This is a genomic window from Tropicimonas sp., from assembly GCF_047971885.1.
Taxonomy (GTDB): domain Bacteria; phylum Pseudomonadota; class Alphaproteobacteria; order Rhodobacterales; family Rhodobacteraceae; genus Tropicimonas.
The window spans coordinates 1-16,887 of record NZ_JBKEAE010000154.1; the positions used below are offsets into that span (position 1 = coordinate 1).

At 64.0% G+C, this 16,887-nt stretch carries 13 protein-coding genes; 5 read left to right on the forward strand and 8 right to left on the reverse strand.

Features of this window, described 5'->3' with window-relative positions; genetic code table 11:
• The 7 genes from ACK5IR_RS13245 to ACK5IR_RS13275 form a co-directional block, all read right to left on the reverse strand.
• Positions 1–254: sugar transferase (locus ACK5IR_RS13245; RefSeq protein ID WP_416929647.1), on the reverse strand; the 254-nt coding region annotated here is incomplete at its 3' end.
• A gap of 55 nt (positions 255–309) precedes the next feature.
• Positions 310–2,556, reverse strand: a complete 2,247-nt coding sequence (locus ACK5IR_RS13250) for an Ig-like domain-containing protein (protein ID WP_416929648.1) — start codon at positions 2,554–2,556, stop codon at positions 310–312.
• Between the two features lie 114 nt (positions 2,557–2,670).
• Complete coding sequence (locus ACK5IR_RS13255; RefSeq protein ID WP_416929649.1) at positions 2,671–3,639, reverse strand: VPLPA-CTERM sorting domain-containing protein; 969 nt, start codon at positions 3,637–3,639, stop codon at positions 2,671–2,673.
• Positions 3,640–3,889: 250 nt separating this feature from the next.
• Positions 3,890–4,444, reverse strand: coding sequence for a hypothetical protein (locus ACK5IR_RS13260; RefSeq protein ID WP_416929650.1), 555 nt, complete (start codon positions 4,442–4,444; stop codon positions 3,890–3,892).
• Positions 4,445–4,571: 127 nt separating this feature from the next.
• Positions 4,572–5,549, reverse strand: coding sequence for an Ig-like domain-containing protein (locus tag ACK5IR_RS13265; protein WP_416929651.1), 978 nt, complete (start codon positions 5,547–5,549; stop codon positions 4,572–4,574).
• Between the two features lie 65 nt (positions 5,550–5,614).
• Positions 5,615–7,582: an Ig-like domain-containing protein gene (locus ACK5IR_RS13270; RefSeq protein WP_416929652.1), complete on the reverse strand. Its 1,968-nt coding sequence runs from the start codon at positions 7,580–7,582 to the stop codon at positions 5,615–5,617.
• A gap of 92 nt (positions 7,583–7,674) precedes the next feature.
• On the reverse strand, positions 7,675–9,771 hold the full coding sequence (locus tag ACK5IR_RS13275) for a TonB-dependent receptor (protein WP_416929653.1): 2,097 nt from the start codon (positions 9,769–9,771) through the stop codon (positions 7,675–7,677).
• Between the two features lie 491 nt (positions 9,772–10,262).
• Between ACK5IR_RS13275 and ACK5IR_RS13280 the strand changes: the two genes are divergently transcribed.
• Genes ACK5IR_RS13280 through ACK5IR_RS13300 form a run of 5 tightly spaced genes read left to right on the forward strand, consistent with a single transcriptional unit; the run spans position 10,263 to position 15,050 of the window.
• On the forward strand, positions 10,263–11,279 hold the full coding sequence (locus ACK5IR_RS13280; RefSeq protein ID WP_416929654.1) for a siderophore-interacting protein: 1,017 nt from the start codon (positions 10,263–10,265) through the stop codon (positions 11,277–11,279).
• A 37-nt stretch (positions 11,280–11,316) separates the two neighbouring features.
• Positions 11,317–12,246 carry an iron-siderophore ABC transporter substrate-binding protein gene (locus tag ACK5IR_RS13285; protein WP_416929655.1) on the forward strand — a complete coding sequence of 310 codons (930 nt, stop codon included), beginning with the start codon at positions 11,317–11,319 and terminating at the stop codon, positions 12,244–12,246.
• Positions 12,243–13,247 carry a FecCD family ABC transporter permease gene (locus ACK5IR_RS13290; RefSeq protein WP_416929656.1) on the forward strand — a complete coding sequence of 335 codons (1,005 nt, stop codon included), beginning with the start codon at positions 12,243–12,245 and terminating at the stop codon, positions 13,245–13,247. The genes ACK5IR_RS13285 and ACK5IR_RS13290 overlap by 4 nt, the downstream gene beginning before the upstream one ends.
• Positions 13,244–14,224 (forward strand): FecCD family ABC transporter permease, encoded by a 981-nt coding sequence (locus tag ACK5IR_RS13295; protein ID WP_416929657.1) that lies wholly within the window; start codon positions 13,244–13,246, stop codon positions 14,222–14,224. The genes ACK5IR_RS13290 and ACK5IR_RS13295 overlap by 4 nt, the downstream gene beginning before the upstream one ends.
• Positions 14,217–15,050, forward strand: a complete 834-nt coding sequence (locus ACK5IR_RS13300) for an ABC transporter ATP-binding protein (RefSeq protein ID WP_416929658.1) — start codon at positions 14,217–14,219, stop codon at positions 15,048–15,050. Before ACK5IR_RS13295 ends, ACK5IR_RS13300 begins: the two co-directional genes overlap by 8 nt.
• A gap of 21 nt (positions 15,051–15,071) precedes the next feature.
• Here ACK5IR_RS13300 and ggt read toward each other — a convergent pair whose 3' ends face one another.
• Entirely contained in the window at positions 15,072–16,796 is a 1,725-nt protein-coding gene (gene ggt, locus ACK5IR_RS13305) for a gamma-glutamyltransferase (RefSeq protein ID WP_416929659.1), read from the reverse strand.
• Positions 16,797–16,887: the final 91 nt, after the last annotated feature.

Here is a 16,887-nt window from a genome sequence, read left to right on the forward strand (position 1 = left end):
GCGTCCGGCACCATGGTGCGCAGCTTGAGCAGGCGGAAGACCCGCGCGTCGCGGCCGATGCGGTCCTGGCGGAAGAAGGCGGGGCCACCCTCGAGACGCACGGCCAGCGCCATCAGAAGGATCAGCGGAACGGTGATCGGGGCGGTCGCGACGACCAGCAGGATATCGAGCAGGCGCTTGCCGAAATGGCCATACACCCGAAGCCTCGGAACCTGGATAATCGGGATTGCCTGATGCAGATCGTTCTTGTTCATCTCTCAAACCGCCGTTCCCGGAGCCTGCGTACCGGCCCTTTCGTGCCCCTTCACATCAGAAATTCAGTTCGAAACGAAGGTTTGCGCCGTACCCCTCGTAATCGGATCCGATGCCGTCATAGAAGGCCCCGGTGCGGAACGATCCGCCATTCTCGAGATCGTAATCTACCCCGAGTTCGGTCCGGCCGCGTATGCCCTCGAAATCGTAATCGTCGCTTCCGCCGGCGGTTGAAGTGTAGATTCCGGAAACGCCGCCGACGAGGATCAGGCTTCCGGTCTGCACCGGAATTGGCGTGCTGAAGTCCATCCCCGCATTCAGTTGTGTCAGGCTGACGGTCTGACCTGTGATCGTGTTGCCCAGACTGTCGGTATAGGTGACCTGCCGGTCCTCGACGAAGGTGAAATCCACAAGCGGCATCAGCGTCGCGGCCCGGTAGCGGTATTCTCCGGTCGCCCGGAACTGCGCCAGCCAGCGCTCGCTATTGAAACTGTCGGTGTAGGTATCGAGCGGGGAGATCTCGTTATCGGTCTGCCCGAACAGCAGGCGCCCCTCGAAGTAAAGCGGGTGATCCGGGGTCTTGGCGACGAAATAGGGGCCGACCAGCCAGCCGTGACCGGACGCATCGTTGGCGTCGTCCTCGGCGCTGTCGAACTGGATCATGCCCCCCACGATCAGGCTGGGGTTCACGAAGCCGTGCGCGCCGATCGTTCCCAGCACATAGGAGCTTTCGTCCGACCACGAACCCGAGATTTCCGCCCAGGTATTGCCCTTGTGGAAACAGCCGTCGATAAATCCATCCTCCCCGGACGCGCGGGCGTCGAAGGCGCCGCAGCCCGAACCTCGCAGGAAGCGGGTCAGGCCGGGCTGGTTCGACGCCAGGTTGTTGGCACGTCCCAGCATGAAACCGGCGATCTTGCGCTGGGTCAGGTCGACGATTTCGTTGCGCACAACCAGCGTGTTGGACATCGTGTTGTTTTCGCCGTCACCGTTCTGCGCCGCGCCGGCGGGCACGGTGATATCGACGTCACCGTTGCCGGTGGGAGTGATGCGCAGGGTATAGACAGACGGACCGCCAGAGATCCCCGTGACGCTGCCATTGGTCACCGTCACATCGCCTGCCGGGTCGTCAAAGCCCGTCACACCCTCGGAAAAGGTCGCGGTGATGGAAAACGGTGCCGTCCCCGTCAGTGTCGTGGGTGCGCCGGACAGGATGACGGTGGCGCCTTCACCCTGTGGGTCCGTGCCGCCGTCATCGGCCCGTACCGTCACGGTGTTCGACGCGGCGGTATCATTGCCCCCGTCGTCCTGTGCCGCCCCGGCGGGTACGGATATTTCGACATCGCCATTGCCATTCGGCGCGATCACGATCGTGTACTCCGAAGGCCCGCCGGCAATGGCGGTGACGGTACCGTTGATCACGTTCACGTCGCGGGCAAGATCGTCAAAACCGGTCACGTCTCCCGAAAAGACTGCCGTCAGGGTAAAGGGCTCGGTGCCATTCAGTGTTGCGGGCGCGCCAGAAAGAGTGACCGCCGTGACCCGCGAGGTCAGCGTGTTGGAAACGGTGTTGCCGTTGCCACCGGCATCCTGTGCCGCTCCCGCGGGTACGGTGACCGTAACCTCTCCGCCGCCATCGGGGGTGATTTCGAGCGTATAGACCGACGGGCCGCCGGAAATGCCGGTAACCGCGCCGTTCGTTACCGTCACATCGCCGGTCAGGTCGTCGAAGCCCGTCACATCCTCGGAAAAGGTGGCGGTCACAGTGAACGGTACCGTTGTTCCCGGCGAACCGGAAAGGGCAACGGTGGGGCTGGTGGTGTCGATTTCGCTGCGTGTCGCGATCAGAGCGGTGCCCGAAACCCCCGACAGGGCATATTCATAGCGGTAGCGGGTACCATCCTCCGTGCCCTCGAACGACAGGCCCAGATACGAGACATCTGCAACTTCGGTCGCGGCGGCGGGCAAAATGCTCTGCTGAAGATCGGCAACATCGTCGATTCCGCAGGATTCGATCTTGGACAGGGTTACGGCACTCGCCGATATCGATGTGGCGGGCGTTATCCAGAGCCTGCCGCCCACACTTTCGGTCGGACCATCGCCACCTTGCAACTGAATGAAGGTCAGGCCGGTATCCGCCGAGGCGCTGTAGGTAAGGGTGCAGGCGGTCGCTCCGAGGTTCCGTTGCTCAGGGAGGGTTCCGCCGGTGGCGCTGCCGTCCAGCGCCCGGCCCTGACCGCCCGCGAGCAGAATCGCCGCAACGGTTGCCGCAGCCAGTGTCTTCATTGTCAGTGTCTTCAACATGGAACCCGATCCCGAAAATTTCCACCGGACCCGCCTGCACGGGGCGGTCGATTGCTGTGGGAGAAGCCGGCGCCCGAAGGCGCTGGCTTCAACCCCGATCATGCCGAGGCGGTCTCAGGCTGCCTTGCGCTTGCGGCGTCCGAAAAAGCCCATCACGCCCAGGCCACCGGCCAGAAGCGGCAGCGCGGCGGGAAGCGGCACGCTTTCAACAGAGCTTACCTCATAGGCGTAGCTGAGGGTTCCGATGACATCGCCTCCGGCAAAATTCAGCCCGGTGCTCGGCCATTGGGCGAGGAAATCGCTCGAATCCTCGAAGGCGAACGCCGTGAAGCCGTAGTTGAGGTATTGAGCCATCGTGTCGGTAAGGGCGAGATCCCAGATACTGTCGTCGTCCGTCCCGACAAGCGTGAACAGGTGGAAATAGTCGGCCTCGTCGACCACACCGTCGAAGTTGGTGTCACGCTCGGTCATGTTGTCGATCACGCCGTCGACAAACGCGCCGGAGGTATTGATGGTAAAACCGTTCAGCGTGTGCCGGCAGCAGGTGCGCAGGTTGCCGTCGTTCAGCCGGGCGACCTGTTCGTCGGTCAGGGTGTAGGAGGTGGTCGGATCGCGATAGTCGGTAAAGACGTTCGGATCGTCGGTCGGAACGTAGTTGATGTTCCGCATCTCGTCCGTGATACCCGCCGCGATATCCTCTTCGCTCGGCCGGAAGGAGAAATTCTTCACCGCCGCGAAGGAAGAGATTTCCTCGCCCTCGGTGTTGATCGGGTAAAGATAGATGCCGCGCGTGCGCAGGCTCAGCAGCGCACCGCCGTCGTCGAGCACCTGGCTGCCGGATCCGGTGAGAACGTTGTTGTCGTCCAGCCCGGTCGCGCTCACGCTCGCCGTGCTTGTCGGATAGCCGGTCTCTTCGTTGGTCCGCCAGTTCGTGCCGAGATAGAGTTCGGCAAGCGGGGCGGTGATTTGGAAGGTGGCAGAGCCGCCGGTGATGACATCGATCGTCGCGGCCTGTGTCTGCGAGGCGATCGCAGCCGAAGCCGCCACGACGGTAGCCGCCGCAGCCAAGTGTCTTTTCAACATCTGGATACTCCTGATCACGATAAATTTTTTGGGATTTTGGTGCCGGGCGCGGTGCCTGCCGGACTTATATACGAGTTTTTGGAGCGCCTCAATGGAATTAATCAAATTTAAACGATTATCTTATTGTTTTTATTGATGATTTATAGAGACGATCCAATTCCCGCAGGCATGGACCTGCGGGATAGCTCTGTTTCATATTCGGCACGGCTGGCTTCGGACGCCCTGAATAACGGGTACACTTGCCGCAGATCTACCGGCGGCGGCGAGCCACCAGGCCAAGACCGGCCAGTACGGTAGAAAAGAGAATGCCGGTAGCCGGCAGCGGAACAACACCGGGACCAACCGCTTCCGTCTCGTAGATTCTGAAGCTGGTCGAGAAGCTGGTGGCGCCGGTCGTCGCGAACCCGTCGAAAATACCGGCCGGAATGTCTATCTCGACATAGAGCGACGCGGAAAGCCCGGCGAAAGCACCGCTGGCACTGGTGACCGAGAACAACGCATCGCCCAGATCGCCGCTGTCGGAATAGCCGCGCGCCAGACTTTCGGCGTCGAGACCCGATCCCAGAGCGTCGCTCAGCGTCAACACGAAATCGCTGTTGCCGTAGGGCGCAATGCCGGTGGCGGCCAACAGGACCGCATCCAGGAAACTGTTGTTGGCGACGGCGCTGCCAGCGTCCGCCACAACCGCGACCCCGTCGAAAGAAAGATACGGGCCATCCTTCGCCGTCAGGCCGAAGGCGGACAGATCGACGAGTGCCGCGCTTGCCCCGGAGGCAAACGAGGCGGCGACCAGCGCGGCGGCCATCGCCCGCCCGTGGCCGATTTTGAAAAATTCCGAAACTGGCAGTTCATTTCAAACCCCTTGTGCATATTGTGGAGCGGCTGCGCCCGCCCGGACCGGCCATGCCGGAGCGGACGGGCGCATCGTCAGGTCAGACCAGCAGATCGCTGGCCGGATCGAAATCGGCCAGGCTGACCAGCACGATCCGGTCGCTGTCGCCTTCGAGAATCAGATGCGTGGAACCGCCGACATTGAGTTCCTGCGCGATCGCAGCACCGCCGAGATCGAGAAAATCGTCTTCGCTGAAGTCCATGATGAAGTCCGTTTCCGCGATGCCGTTGGATGTCTCCGATTTGAAGACAAACACATCCGCGCCACCGCCACCCATCAGAATGTCGATCGCGCCGGCCCCGCCGGAAATGACCTCGTCGGCCCCGGTTCCGAATAACCGGTCGATCCCGTCCGTGCCGTTGATTTCGACGCTCTGGGCCCCTTCCACCGTGACCGCGACGGTGGCGGTGCTGGTGCCGCCCCGGCCGTCGGAGATGGTGTAGCTGAAGCTGTCGGTGCCCGAGAAGCCGGCGTTCGGCGTATAGACGACCTGGCCGCCCGCGATGGCAACCGAGCCGCTGGCGCCCTGGGTGACGCTGTCGATGCTCAGCGCATCGCCGTCGGCATCGCTGTCGTTGGCCAGAACGTCGATGCTCACCGCCTCGCCGAAGGCGGTGCCGGCGCTGTCGTCGGCCGCCACCGGCGCGCTGTTGACATGCTCGTTCACCCGGACCGTGACCCGGGCCTGATCAAGCTCCCCATCGGCGTTGCGCACCAGATAGGAGAAGGCATCGCGCCCGACGAACCCTTCCTCGGGCGTGTAGACGATGGTGTCGTCGGTCAGATCGTCCGGCGTGCCGTTGTCGTTGATGACGGCGACGCCGTGCTGCATCAGACCCTGTTGGCTCGTGGTGCTGTCCTCGACGGAAACAAGCTCGGCACCTGCGCCGTCGTTCGAAAGAACGTCGATTACGATCGAACGTCCGCTGGTAGTGGTCACATCGTCGTCAGAGGCTTCGAAATACTGCGCGTCGTTGTCCTTGATCTTCAGCTGGATTTCGCCGGCGCCCGTGGCCACCACGTATTCGTCGAGATCGGCGCCTCCCGATTCGTCGTTCTTCTGGAAATCGACCAGCCGCCAGATCAGTGTATCGACGCCGGTGTCGTTGTTGGGAAATAGCCCGGATCGCCCGGCAGCAGATCGTCGGGATCGGGCCAGAGCGGCAGGGTTACCGTGGCGGTTGCCGAGGTGATGGTGAAGCTCAGCCCCTCGCTGGGGGAATCCCAGCCGGTCGCATCCTCGAGACCCGAGAACACCGGATAGAGAACCGTGCCGGAGGCCGTGTCGTAATACCGCTGGAGGACGAACTCGTTGATCCCGTACTGGAACAGGTCCTGGCCGCTGTCGCCGGCGCGATAGGCGGCGAGCCCGACGCGCGCACCTTCGGCCGGAAGGTTCTGGACCGTGAAAGTCAGCGTCACGGTGTCCAGATCGTCCTCGGAAAGGACGGTCCGGTTGGCGGAAATGCTCACCACCGGCAGGGCGACGGTGAAGTTGACCCTTGCGGTATCCGTGCTGCCCTGGCCATCGGAAACCGTATAGGTCACGCTGTCGGCACCGGTGAAGCCGGCATTCGGCGTATAGACGATCTTGCCGTCGACGATGCTTGCGGTCCCGTTTGACGGCCTGCCGACGCTCGCGATGCTCAGCGCATCGCCGTCGGCGTCGCTGTCGTTGGCCAGAACGTCGACGGTAACGGTACCGCCGGGTACGACATTGGCGCTGTCGTTCACCGCATCGGGGGCGGTGTTGGGCTTTTCGGCCACGGTCACGCTGACAGTTGCGGTATCGGTGCCGCCATTGCCGTCGGAAATCGTGTAGCTGAAGGTATCGTTCCCCGAGAAGCCGGTGTCGGGCGTATAGACCACCCGCGTGCCGGAGATCGCAACCGAACCATGGGCGCCCTGGGTCACGCCCGAAAGGCTCAGCGTATCGCCGTCGGCGTCGCTGTCATTGGCAAGCACGCTGATCGTGACGGCGGTTTCGTAGTTTGTGCTGGCGCTGTCGGCTACCGCATCGGGCGCATTGTTTTCCACCGGGACATCGTCGATGCTGTGGTATTCGGTGAATTTCTGCGAGCCGTTGACGATCGTGTTGCTTACCGAATCGTTCGGCGCGTCGATCACGTTCCAGTAAAATGTGCGCGGGTTGTAGCTCGTCGGGCTGCCATAGTAGGAAGTGTCGTCAAAGCCCACGAGGGTCAGCACGCCCGTCTTTTCGGTGATGCGAATCTCGAAGACGTACTGGTCGGGGAAGTTCGACAATCCTGCCGATACCGACTGATCGATGACCGGAAACTCGATTCCGCTGTAATAGGCTGGATTGAGCGCCTTGAAGATATCGAGTTCGTTGATTGCCTGACCGCCGGCGAGCGCCTGGCTGAGCGGTGCGTTCGGCGTGGCGGAGGCATAAACCCAGACGCTGACATATGTGCCGGCTGCCGGCGCTTCGTCCAGCTCGAAGATCAGATCGAAGGTCGGCCCGGTCTCTCCGGGTGCGGGCACCTCGGTCACATAGGGTTGCGAGAGCGAGAAGGTCACCCTGTTCAGGGTTCCCGCATAGGTTTCACGAAGCGCCTGCGAGAACAGCACATGGGGCTGCGGGCCCGAATGAGAGGACATGTCGAGCGCCCAGTTGCTTTCCCGCAGCGCGATGTGGCCGACCTCGCGCGAGGACGCCGAGACGCGCGCACCGGTCGTGGCGGCCAGAAGGTCGAGAAAGCGCGTGCCTTCCGGTCTCTGGCCGACATTGCATCCGTAGACGAGAATTTCGGCGCCGGCGAGCAGATCGGCCCAGGCGCCGGTAGCAGCCGACCGTTCGATCAGCGTGTTCGCATCGAGCGCGCCACGGCCAAGAAACAGGCGGCCCGTCTCGCCGTGCCCGACGAGGTGGAGCCTGTTGACCGGCCCCTGACCGAGCGCATCGGAAATGACGGCAACCGGATCGTCGTCCGCCCGGATCACCCGGACAGCAGCCCGCCCGGTGGCGTCGGCGACAAGCGAACGGTATTCCGGCACGCCGGCATCGACGATCAGCAGTTCATCAAGCATGTAATTTCTCATCGGAGCTTTCTCCCGGTCAGAACGCTGACACTGGAATTTCGGATTGTTCGGTGAGTTCCCCGGGGAACCTGCCTGTGAGGTCAGAATGCCTTGCGCAGCACCAGACCGATGGTCCGCGGTTCGGAAACGGAAGCCTCGGTCGGAGGTGGGCCGCCGCTCAGGCTGAGGACGTAGTCGTTGTCAAAGAGATTGTCCGCGTAAATGGCGATCTCGGCGCCGTTGTCGAAACGCTTGCCGAGTTCCATGTTGAATACGGTGAAGCCTTCGACCTCCAGCGTCGGTTCGTTTTCGATCGATCCGGTGCTGTAGAAGCTGCTGGTATAGGAGCCGTTGAGCGACCCGAAAAAGCCCGACTCATGTTCGTAGTAGACGCCGAGCCCCGCCGTAAGCCGGGGCGATTCCGGAAACTCGTTGCCGTAAGCCGCTTCGGTGAACTTGAGGAATTCGGTATGGAGAAGCCCGACGGACCCAAATATGCTGAGCCCGTTTCCGAAGCTGTACTGCCCCTCGAATTCGGCGCCGTACATTTCGGACTTGCCGGCATTCTGTGTCTGGGGAAGAAGCGGCAAGGGCCGTGCGACGACAACCTGCTGATCGGTGTATTGCGAATAGAACAGCGATGCGCCGAACCGCCAGTACCCGTCCGGGTCCTGGATGCGATAGACAATCTCGTAATCCGTCATGAATTCCGGTTTGACCCGTGTCGGGCCAGCCCCGTCCTGCAGCGCCACGAAACCCGAGCGATAGCCGCGCTGTACGGTGAAGGCGAGCGTCTGATCCGGGCTGAAGGCATAGGTGATGCCGGCTTTCGGCAGGAATACCGTATCGCTCGTCTCGTCCGACAGCGAGGCGGGTGTCTGGAAGATCTCCCCCTGAATGTCGTCGGAGACATCTTCGCGCAGCAGCCGCCCGCCGACATTCACGGTCCAGCTGGGTGCAAAGCGCCAGTTCAGGTCGGCGTAGGCCGAGATATGGGTGGTTTCGCTGTCGCGGGTGAAATTCTGGATCTCCACGACGCTTGGCCCGGGGTAGGTATAGGTCATCAGGTCTTCGCGCGCCTGCGTGAAGTGCCCGTAGTAGAGCCCGACCACCCCTGAGAAATTCGTCTCAGCCGAGCCGAAGACAAGCCGGAGATCCTGCGTGAAGTTGTCGTCTGTCCAGTCCGCATCACGGAAATACGCGATATCGTCTGGGGCGTATATGTGGATCTTGGAGTCCAGCCAGCTTGAAATGCTGGTCAGTTGCATGTCGCCGCCGAAATCGTAGCTCGCCTCGAAGGCGACATTGCGGTTGTCGGCCTCGCGGATTTCCAGCGGATAATCGCTGTCGGCATTGAATTTGCGATCGAAGAAATCGGTGCCGCCCGCCACGCTCTGGCCCGGCCTGTCGTAGGTGTCGCTGTAGGTCAGTTTCAGCGACAGCCCCGGAAGGTCGGGCGGCAGGAAGAGAAGCTTGGCGCGCAGGTTGCGATATTTGTCCTCGCCGACCTCGTCGAACCCCGAAAACGCATAGTCGATCCCGCGCTCGCGTTCGCGATACTCGCCGCTGATGCGTGCGGCCAGAACCCCGTCAACGATCGGACCCGACAGGGCGAAGGCCAGTTCGCGCCGGTCCTGCGTGCCGGCGATGGCGCGGAAATCTCCCTCGAAATGGAAGGTCGGGTCCCTGGTTTCGACAATGACGGCGCCGGCCAGCGCACCGCGCCCCTGCAAGGTCGACTGCGGCCCGCGGAATATCTCGACCTGCTCCACATCCCAGAGCCCGCGGGCGCCGCGGCGCATCGTCTCGATGGTCTGCGTGGTGCCGTCGATGATCATCGAGGTAAGCGGGGCAGTATTGAGCGATTCGGTCACGCCCTCGGCGCTGAGGCCCCGGATGACGAAACCCGCGTTGCCGCTGCCGCCTTCCAGATAGCGGACGTTGCCAAAAAGCGAATAGGCGTCGCGCAGATCGGTAAGCCCCTGTTCCTCGATCTGATTGCCGTCCAGAACCCCGACGCTTTCGGCGGTATCGACATAGGCCTGCTGCAGCTTCGTGCCCTGGACGATGATATCGTCCAGAACGGTGGCATCTTCGGGAACACCGGCATCGTCCACAACGGTCGTGTCGTCCAGAACGGTGGTATCAGAAAGCTCCGCCTCGAACCCTTCATCCTGTGCGACCGCGACAGAGGCCACGAGGGCCAGTGCCAGCCCGGGGCAAACCGCCGCAAACAGGTCGGGCCGCTGCCCATATCTGAAGAACGCAAAAACCACCCACGTACCCCCCGGCTCGCTGGAGCGCGTCAAACTCGACACTCTCTGGATGAATTGCGGGCTCGGCGATCTGGATGCCGGGAGCTGGCCGACGGACAAGGTAAACAAATATTTACGATTTGCAGGCATATGCATCACAGGATGTCAAGAGACTGATTTAAAAAGACTTTCCTGTCCGGCCGGCATTTTCCGGCGGATCGGTCGGAAAAAGCCGGAGGGCCACCTTGCGGTTTCACCGGCGCCGGGCTGTGGTCGGGAAAAAGGGCGCGCAGCAATCCGGCATGCGGTACCTGGGCCGTTTGGACGTCTGGACTTCACCGGCCGAACACAGCATCTTGCGCCGGACCTACCGAGTGCAGGGCGCATGCGCAGCCCGGGCCGGCAGGATATCCAGCATCTCGTGAGGAGCAGAAATGCCAGAGGTTTCCGCGATTCTGCGGGCGGGTCACGTGCCGGTTTTTGCGGCGGTCGAGGAGATCGCTTACCGCAACGGAGTGGCCGTGGCGCGCGACAACTCCCGTCTGACGGTCACGTCCCCGCTCGGGTCTGTGCATTTTACCGCAGAAGGACAGGCAACGCATCTGAGATTCGAGGCTATCACGCCCGCCGATCTGCAGGTGCTCAGAGACAGATATGCCGAACGTTTCGAGCAACTCGGCGTGACGAACCTGCTCGACTGGCAGGCCGGATCGGCAGGCGTGCCACTCAACCAGATGCTGGCGAGGGTCGTGCGTTGCGAACGTATCTCGCCGAATTTCGCCCGCCTTCGGCTGGAGGGGGATTTCTCTGCTTTCGCGCAGCCGGGTGCCGGGCTGCATTTCCGGCTGCTGTTCAGCCGGGTTGGTGCCGAATGGCCATATCTGGATGCCAGCGGCATCATGCAATGGCCGAACGGGATCGGCGACTGGCACCGCCCGCCCTATACGGTGCGTGCCCTGGACCCCGCGGCGCAGTGGATGGATGTGGATATCGTTGTGCATCCCGGCGGGCGCGTTACCGACTGGTGCGGGACGGTTGCGCCGGGCAACGAGATTGCCCTGCACGGGCCTGGCGGAAACAGGCAGCCGAAAGCGGGCTGGCTCGGCCTTGCCGGCGACGAGACAGCGCTGCCGGTCATCCTGCGGATGGTGGAGAATGCGCCCGCCGGTACGGCCGGGCACGCCATTGTCTGGCTGCGTGATCTGGCGGATGCGCAGCCGGTCGAAACCGCGTCGGCCATTCGCATGGAATGGCGCGCGGCTGAGATCCTGCAGGATCCGGTGCTGCTTCTGGCGGAATTTCATCCGCCTGCGGCCGATCGCCACCTGTTTTTCGCCGGCGAGCGCGAACTGGCCGGACGGGCACGTCAGTGGTTCAGGGAGAATGGGTATTCCGGGGGCGAAGCCAAGGCCGCCGCCTACTGGACCGATGGATGGGTACCCCCGTGGTGAGTGCACGACGATGGAATTGCGGCAAGGGAACGGACGAATGTTACAACGGATCTTGACGATCGCCCTTGTGGTGATCGGCATGGCGGCTCCTGCCATCGCCTGTGACGGGCGATTGATGGAGCAGGATACCGTCTATGGCGCGCCACTTTGCCTGCCCCCGGCACCAAAGCGCGTGATTGTTCTCGACCCCGGTTTCAGCCTCGGGATAGGGCTTGACGCGGGCCTGCCGGTCGTCGGCGCACCACTGGAGCGGATGGGCGACGCCGATCTGCGCGCGCGGGCCGAGGCTGCGGGCGTGACCTCGCTGGGTTTCGTCACCGAACCGAGCCTTGAGGCGCTGGTGGCATTGCAGCCCGATCTGATCGTCGGCTTCATGGGCGACCGTGCCCTGGCCGAGATCTATTACCCCATGCTCTCGGCACTGGCGCCAACGCTGCTCGACATTTCCGGCGACTGGCGCGCATTCTATCACCTGCTGGCCGGCTTCACCGGCCGCGAGGCGGAAGTCGGGGCGCTTTTTGCCGGCTATGACGCACGGCTGGCCGATATCCGCGCGCGCATGCCGCAGGACCGGACGGTTTCCGTGCTGCGCATCACCTCGTGGGATTTTCAGGTCTATACCGATGCGCCCGGCACCTACGCGCCCTTCGCGATCCTTGCCGAGGCGGGCGTGCGCCGCAGCACCTATGAAACCGACGACCAGGTCGCGCTCAAGCGACCGGACTGGGAGGAGCTGGCGGCGCTCGACGGCGATATCCTGCTCTATATCATCGGCGGCACCAACGATTCCGGCAGCGACGGACGCCATGAGGAGGTCCTGGGCAATCCGCTGTTTCAGATGCTGCCCGCGGTGCGGGCCGGCCGGGTTCATCGGCTCGATCCGGGCATCTGGATGGAATTCAACGGTCTCGGCTCCGCCGGCAAGGTGTTCGACGATATCGAACGCTACATCCTCGGGGCGCCGTGAGGCGGGGGGGCGTTGCGCCACTGCCGCTCGGCCTCGGCCTGCTGGTCGCGATCACGGCCCTGTCGCTGTGGTCGATGGGGGTGGGCGCGGCGCCGATCCCGGCCGCGCGGCTGATCGAGGCATTGGCGGACCCGGGCGGGCAATCGCGCGAGACGCTGATCGTCTGGACGGTGCGGCTGCCGCGCCTGCTGGCGGCATTGCTGGCCGGGGCGGCGCTGGCCGGGGCGGGGACGATCATGCAGGCAGTCACCGGCAACCCGCTGGCCGATCCGGGGTTGCTGGGTGTCAATGCCGGTGCGGCTTTTGCTGTGGTGCTGGTGCTGGTACTTACCGGCACGATCTCCGGCCATGTGCTGGTCTGGGCGGCCTTCGCCGGGGCCTTGCTCGCGGCGACGGCTGTCTACGGGCTCGGCGCGGCGGGGCGTTCGGGTCCGACGCCGCTCAAGCTGATACTGGCCGGTGTGGTCGTCGGCACCTTCCTCGGCGCGATCACCATGTCGCTGCTGATCCTCGACGCGCAAACCTTCGATCAGGCCCGGCTCTGGACCGCCGGGTCGCTCAAGGGGCGCGGCATGGAGAGTATACTGCCCGTTCTGCCCTATTTTTCCGCCGGGCTTATCTGTGCGCTTCTGCTGCGCGATCAGTTCACCACGCTCAGCCTGGGCGAGGCGGCGGCGCGCGGTATCGGGCAGAACCCGGCACTCTGGCGGGCGATCTCGGCGCTGGTGGTCGTGCTGCTGGCGGGCAGCGCGGTTGCGGTGGCCGGACCGGTGGGATTTGTCGGGCTGGTGGTGCCGCACATGATCCGCCTGACGGTGGGCGCCGATTATGGCCGCATCCTGCCGCTGGCAATCCCGGCCGGCGCGCTGCTGACCCTGCTTGCCGATACGGCGCCGCGCGCGCTGTGGGGCAACGATGTGCCGCTTGGCGTGACGCTGGGGCTGGTTGGAGCGCCGGTCTTCCTCTGGCTGGCCCGGCGCCGGGCGGGGCGTCCGGCATGAGCCAGCGCTTCGCTCTGCTTGTCCTGTCGCTGGCTGTCGCCTCGCTGCTGGCGCTGACCACCGGCGAGGTTGCGCTGACACCCGCCGAGTTGATGCGCGCGCTGACTGCGCCCGACGGGATGCAGGGACCGGCGCAGACCATCCTGTGGTCCCTGCGCCTGCCCAGGCTGGCAATGGCGATCCTGGTCGGGGCGGCGCTTGCGGTGGCCGGCGCGGTGGCACAGGCCATCATGCGCAACCCGCTGGCCGAGCCCGGCATCCTCGGCATCAACGCCGGGGCGGCGCTGATGGCGGTTCTGGTGATCGTCCAGTGGCAGAACGTGCCGGCGAGCCATCTGCCCTGGCTGAGCTTTCTCGGTGCGGTGGCGATGTCCGCCGCGATCTGGCTGCTGGCATGGCAGGATGGCACCTCGACGCTGCGCTTCATTCTGGTGGGCGTGGGGCTGAGCGCGCTGGCCGGCTCGGCCGCGACATTCGTTGCGACATTCGGCGATATGGTGCTGATGCAGCGGGCGATGCTGTGGATGGCGGGCAGCCTTCAGGACAGCCGCTGGATCAAGGTCGAGATCCTTGCGCTGTGGCTGATCGTGCCCCTGGCGCTGATCTGGCTCAATGCGCGCGAACTCGACCTGATCGGTTTCGACGAAAGCGTTGCACGCGGTCTTGGACAGCGCGTCGACCTGACCCGCGGAATGATGGTGCTGGCCATCGCCGCCATCTCGGGCGCAGCGGTGGCGGCGGCGGGGCTGATCGGCTTTGTCGGCCTGGTGGCGCCGCATATGGCCCGCCGGCTGGTCGGGCATCGCCACAAGGTCCTGCTGCCCGGTGCCGCCCTGATCGGCGCGTTGATGGTTGTGGCCGCCGATATTGTTGCGCGCAGTGTGATCGCGCCGGCACAACTTCCCGTTGGGGTGACGACGGCCGCTATTGGAGCGCCGTTCTTCGGCTGGCTATTGTGGAAGAAACGCAATGAATGACACCGGGTTGCGCATTTGCGGAGTCACCGCCGGCTATGGGCGCGCGCCGGTGTTGCAGGGGGTCGATCTTGCCGTTCCCCCGGCAAGGTTCACCGCGCTGATCGGGCCGAACGGCTGCGGAAAATCGACCATGTTGCGCGTACTTGCCGGTCAGATCCGATGCACCCGCGGGCGGGTGACCCTGGACGGAGCCGATATCGCCCGCCAGCCTGCCAGGGCGCTGGCCCGCCGAATCGGCATCCTGGCCCAGAGCGCCGAGGCGCCCGAGGGGCTGACGGTTGGCGAACTGGTCCGGCAGGGCCGCTATCCGCACCGCAGCCTCCTTGGCGGCTGGCGCGAGGCCGATACGCTGGCGGTCGAGGAGGCGCTGGCGCTGACCGGCATCTCGCACCTGCGCCATCGCCGGCTCGACACGCTTTCGGGCGGACAACGCCAGCGCGCCTGGATCGCGATGACGCTGGCCCAGCAAAGCGGCATCCTGCTGCTTGACGAGCCGACGACCTTTCTCGACCTGGCGCATCAGATCGAGGTCCTGTCGCTCGTGCGCCGCCTCGTGCGCGAACGGCAGACCACGGTGGTTGCGGTCCTGCACGACCTCAATCAGGCAGCGCGCCATGCCGATCACATGGTGATGCTCAAGGCCGGCACGATCCGCACCGGCGGCGACCCGGCCACGGTTCTGACCGGCAACGCGGTTCGCGATGTCTTCGGCGTGGAAACGGTTGTCATCGCTGATCCCGAGGCCGGCACGCCGATGTGCATTCCACGCCGCGATCCGGCAATCGAAATGTCGCGCGACATGTCAGACGGGGCGCCACATGCGTGAACGCCCCGTTCCTGTGCAGGGTCAGTACCCGACCGTCGCCGCATCGACCTGACGCGGGTCCGAGGCGCCGAAAAGCAGCCCGCGATCCGTGTCGAGCATGATCGACTGGGTCGAGCCCATCACCGGTTGCTGGCTTACCGCGTGCCCGCGCTGTTCGAGAATGGCGAGAGTATCGCGGCTGATGCCGTCCTCGATCCGGATCTCGTCGGGCAGCCACTGGTGGTGGATGCGCGGCGCAAACGTTGCCTCGGCGATGTTCATGCCGTGGTCGATCACATTCATGATCACCTGCAACGTGGTGGTGATGATGCGCGATCCGCCGGGGCTGCCGGTGACAACGAACACCTCGCCGTCCTTCATCACCATGGTGGGCGACATCGACGAAAGCGGGCGCTTGCCGCCCTCGACGGCATTGGCGTCGCCACCGACAAGGCCGTAGGCGTTGGGGACGCCGGGCTTGGCCGAGAAATCGTCCATCTCGTTGTTCAGCAACACGCCGGTTCCTTCGGCGACGAGGCCCGAGCCATAGGAGAAGTTGATCGTATAGGTGTTCGACACCGCGTTCCCCCATTGGTCGACGACCGAGAAATGCGTGGTCTCGTTGCTTTCATAGGGGGTCAGATCGCCCGGCAGAATGGTGCTGGAAGGCGTCGCGGCATAGAGGCTGATCTGCTTGCGCAGATCGTCGGCATATTGCTTCGAGGTCAGCACCTCGAGTGGTACGTCGACGAAATCGCTGTCGCCCAGGTATTCGGAACGGTCCGCATAGGCGCGCTTCATCGCCTCGGCCATCAGGTGAATGGTGTCGGCCGAGTTATGCCCCAGAAAGCCGATCGGGTAGTCTTCGAGGATATTGAGGATCTGCACGATATGAACCCCGCCCGAACTGGGCGGCGGCATCGAGACGATCTCGTATCCGCGATAGGTGCCGCGCACGGGTTCGCGCATCACCGGCTTGTAATTCGCCAGATCCTCGACCGTCATGCGCCCGTCGGCAGCCTGCACCGCGGCGGCGATATCCTCTGCGACCTGCCCCTTGTAGAAACCGTCCGGCCCCTCGTCGGCGATCTTCTGCAACGTCCTGGCAAGATCGGACTGCACCAGCATTTCGCCCGGCTCATAGAAACCGCCGCCTTCCTTGAAGAAGATCTTCTCGGACGAGGGCCATTTCTTCAGCCGGCCTTCCAGTTCCTTGAGGCTGTCGGCCAGTCCCGGCGTTACCGCGATACCGTCGCGCGCCAGCGCGATCGACGGGGCGAGCACATCGGCAAGGCTCATGGTTCCGTATTGTTCGAGCGCTGCCTGCATCCCGGCAACCGTTCCCGGCACCCCCACGGCAAGGCCGGTATAGCGCGACAATTCGCTGTCGGCATTGCCATCTGCGTCGAGGAACATGTCGCGATCGGCCGAGGCCGGGGCCATTTCGCGGTAGTCGATGGCGGCGGTTTCACCGCTCTCCGCCTCGTGCACCATCATGAAACCGCCGCCGCCCAGGTTGCCGGCCCGCGGCAGCGTCACCGCTAGCGCGAAAGCCACTGCCACCCCGGCATCCACCGCGTTGCCGCCCGCTTCGAGAATGTCGAGCCCGACCTGCGCCGCCACGGCTTCCTGCGCGGCGACCATGCCATGCGCCGCATAGACCGGGTGTATCCGGTCGTCGCCCGAATAGATGGCCGCCTGCTGCGCCATGGCCGGCACCGCCGTGGCCAGTGAGGCGCCCAATGCGCCCACCATGAACCTTTTCATACCTTACCCCCTGATATCATTGGACAGAAAAAGCATGGCAGCGAAACGGGCAGGTGACAAGCAGGGGTTGTGTTTCTCGCGTCCATTCATG

Bases quoted from the DNA above. Each gene is read 5' to 3' on its own strand.
- ACK5IR_RS13250 (WP_416929648.1), bottom strand. From the start codon at position 2,556: ATGTTGAAGACACTGACAATGAAGACACTGGCTGCGGCAACCGTTGCG.
- ACK5IR_RS13280 (WP_416929654.1), top strand. From the start codon at position 10,263: ATGCCAGAGGTTTCCGCGATTCTGCGGGCGGGTCACGTGCCGGTTTTT.
- ACK5IR_RS13255 (WP_416929649.1), bottom strand. From the start codon at position 3,639: ATGTTGAAAAGACACTTGGCTGCGGCGGCTACCGTCGTGGCGGCTTCG.
- ACK5IR_RS13295 (WP_416929657.1), top strand. From the start codon at position 13,244: ATGAGCCAGCGCTTCGCTCTGCTTGTCCTGTCGCTGGCTGTCGCCTCG.
- ACK5IR_RS13300 (WP_416929658.1), top strand. From the start codon at position 14,217: ATGAATGACACCGGGTTGCGCATTTGCGGAGTCACCGCCGGCTATGGG.
- ACK5IR_RS13270 (WP_416929652.1), bottom strand. From the start codon at position 7,582: ATGCTTGATGAACTGCTGATCGTCGATGCCGGCGTGCCGGAATACCGT.
- ACK5IR_RS13285 (WP_416929655.1), top strand. From the start codon at position 11,317: ATGTTACAACGGATCTTGACGATCGCCCTTGTGGTGATCGGCATGGCG.
- ggt (WP_416929659.1), bottom strand. From the start codon at position 16,796: ATGAAAAGGTTCATGGTGGGCGCATTGGGCGCCTCACTGGCCACGGCG.
- ACK5IR_RS13260 (WP_416929650.1), bottom strand. From the start codon at position 4,444: ATGGCCGCCGCGCTGGTCGCCGCCTCGTTTGCCTCCGGGGCAAGCGCG.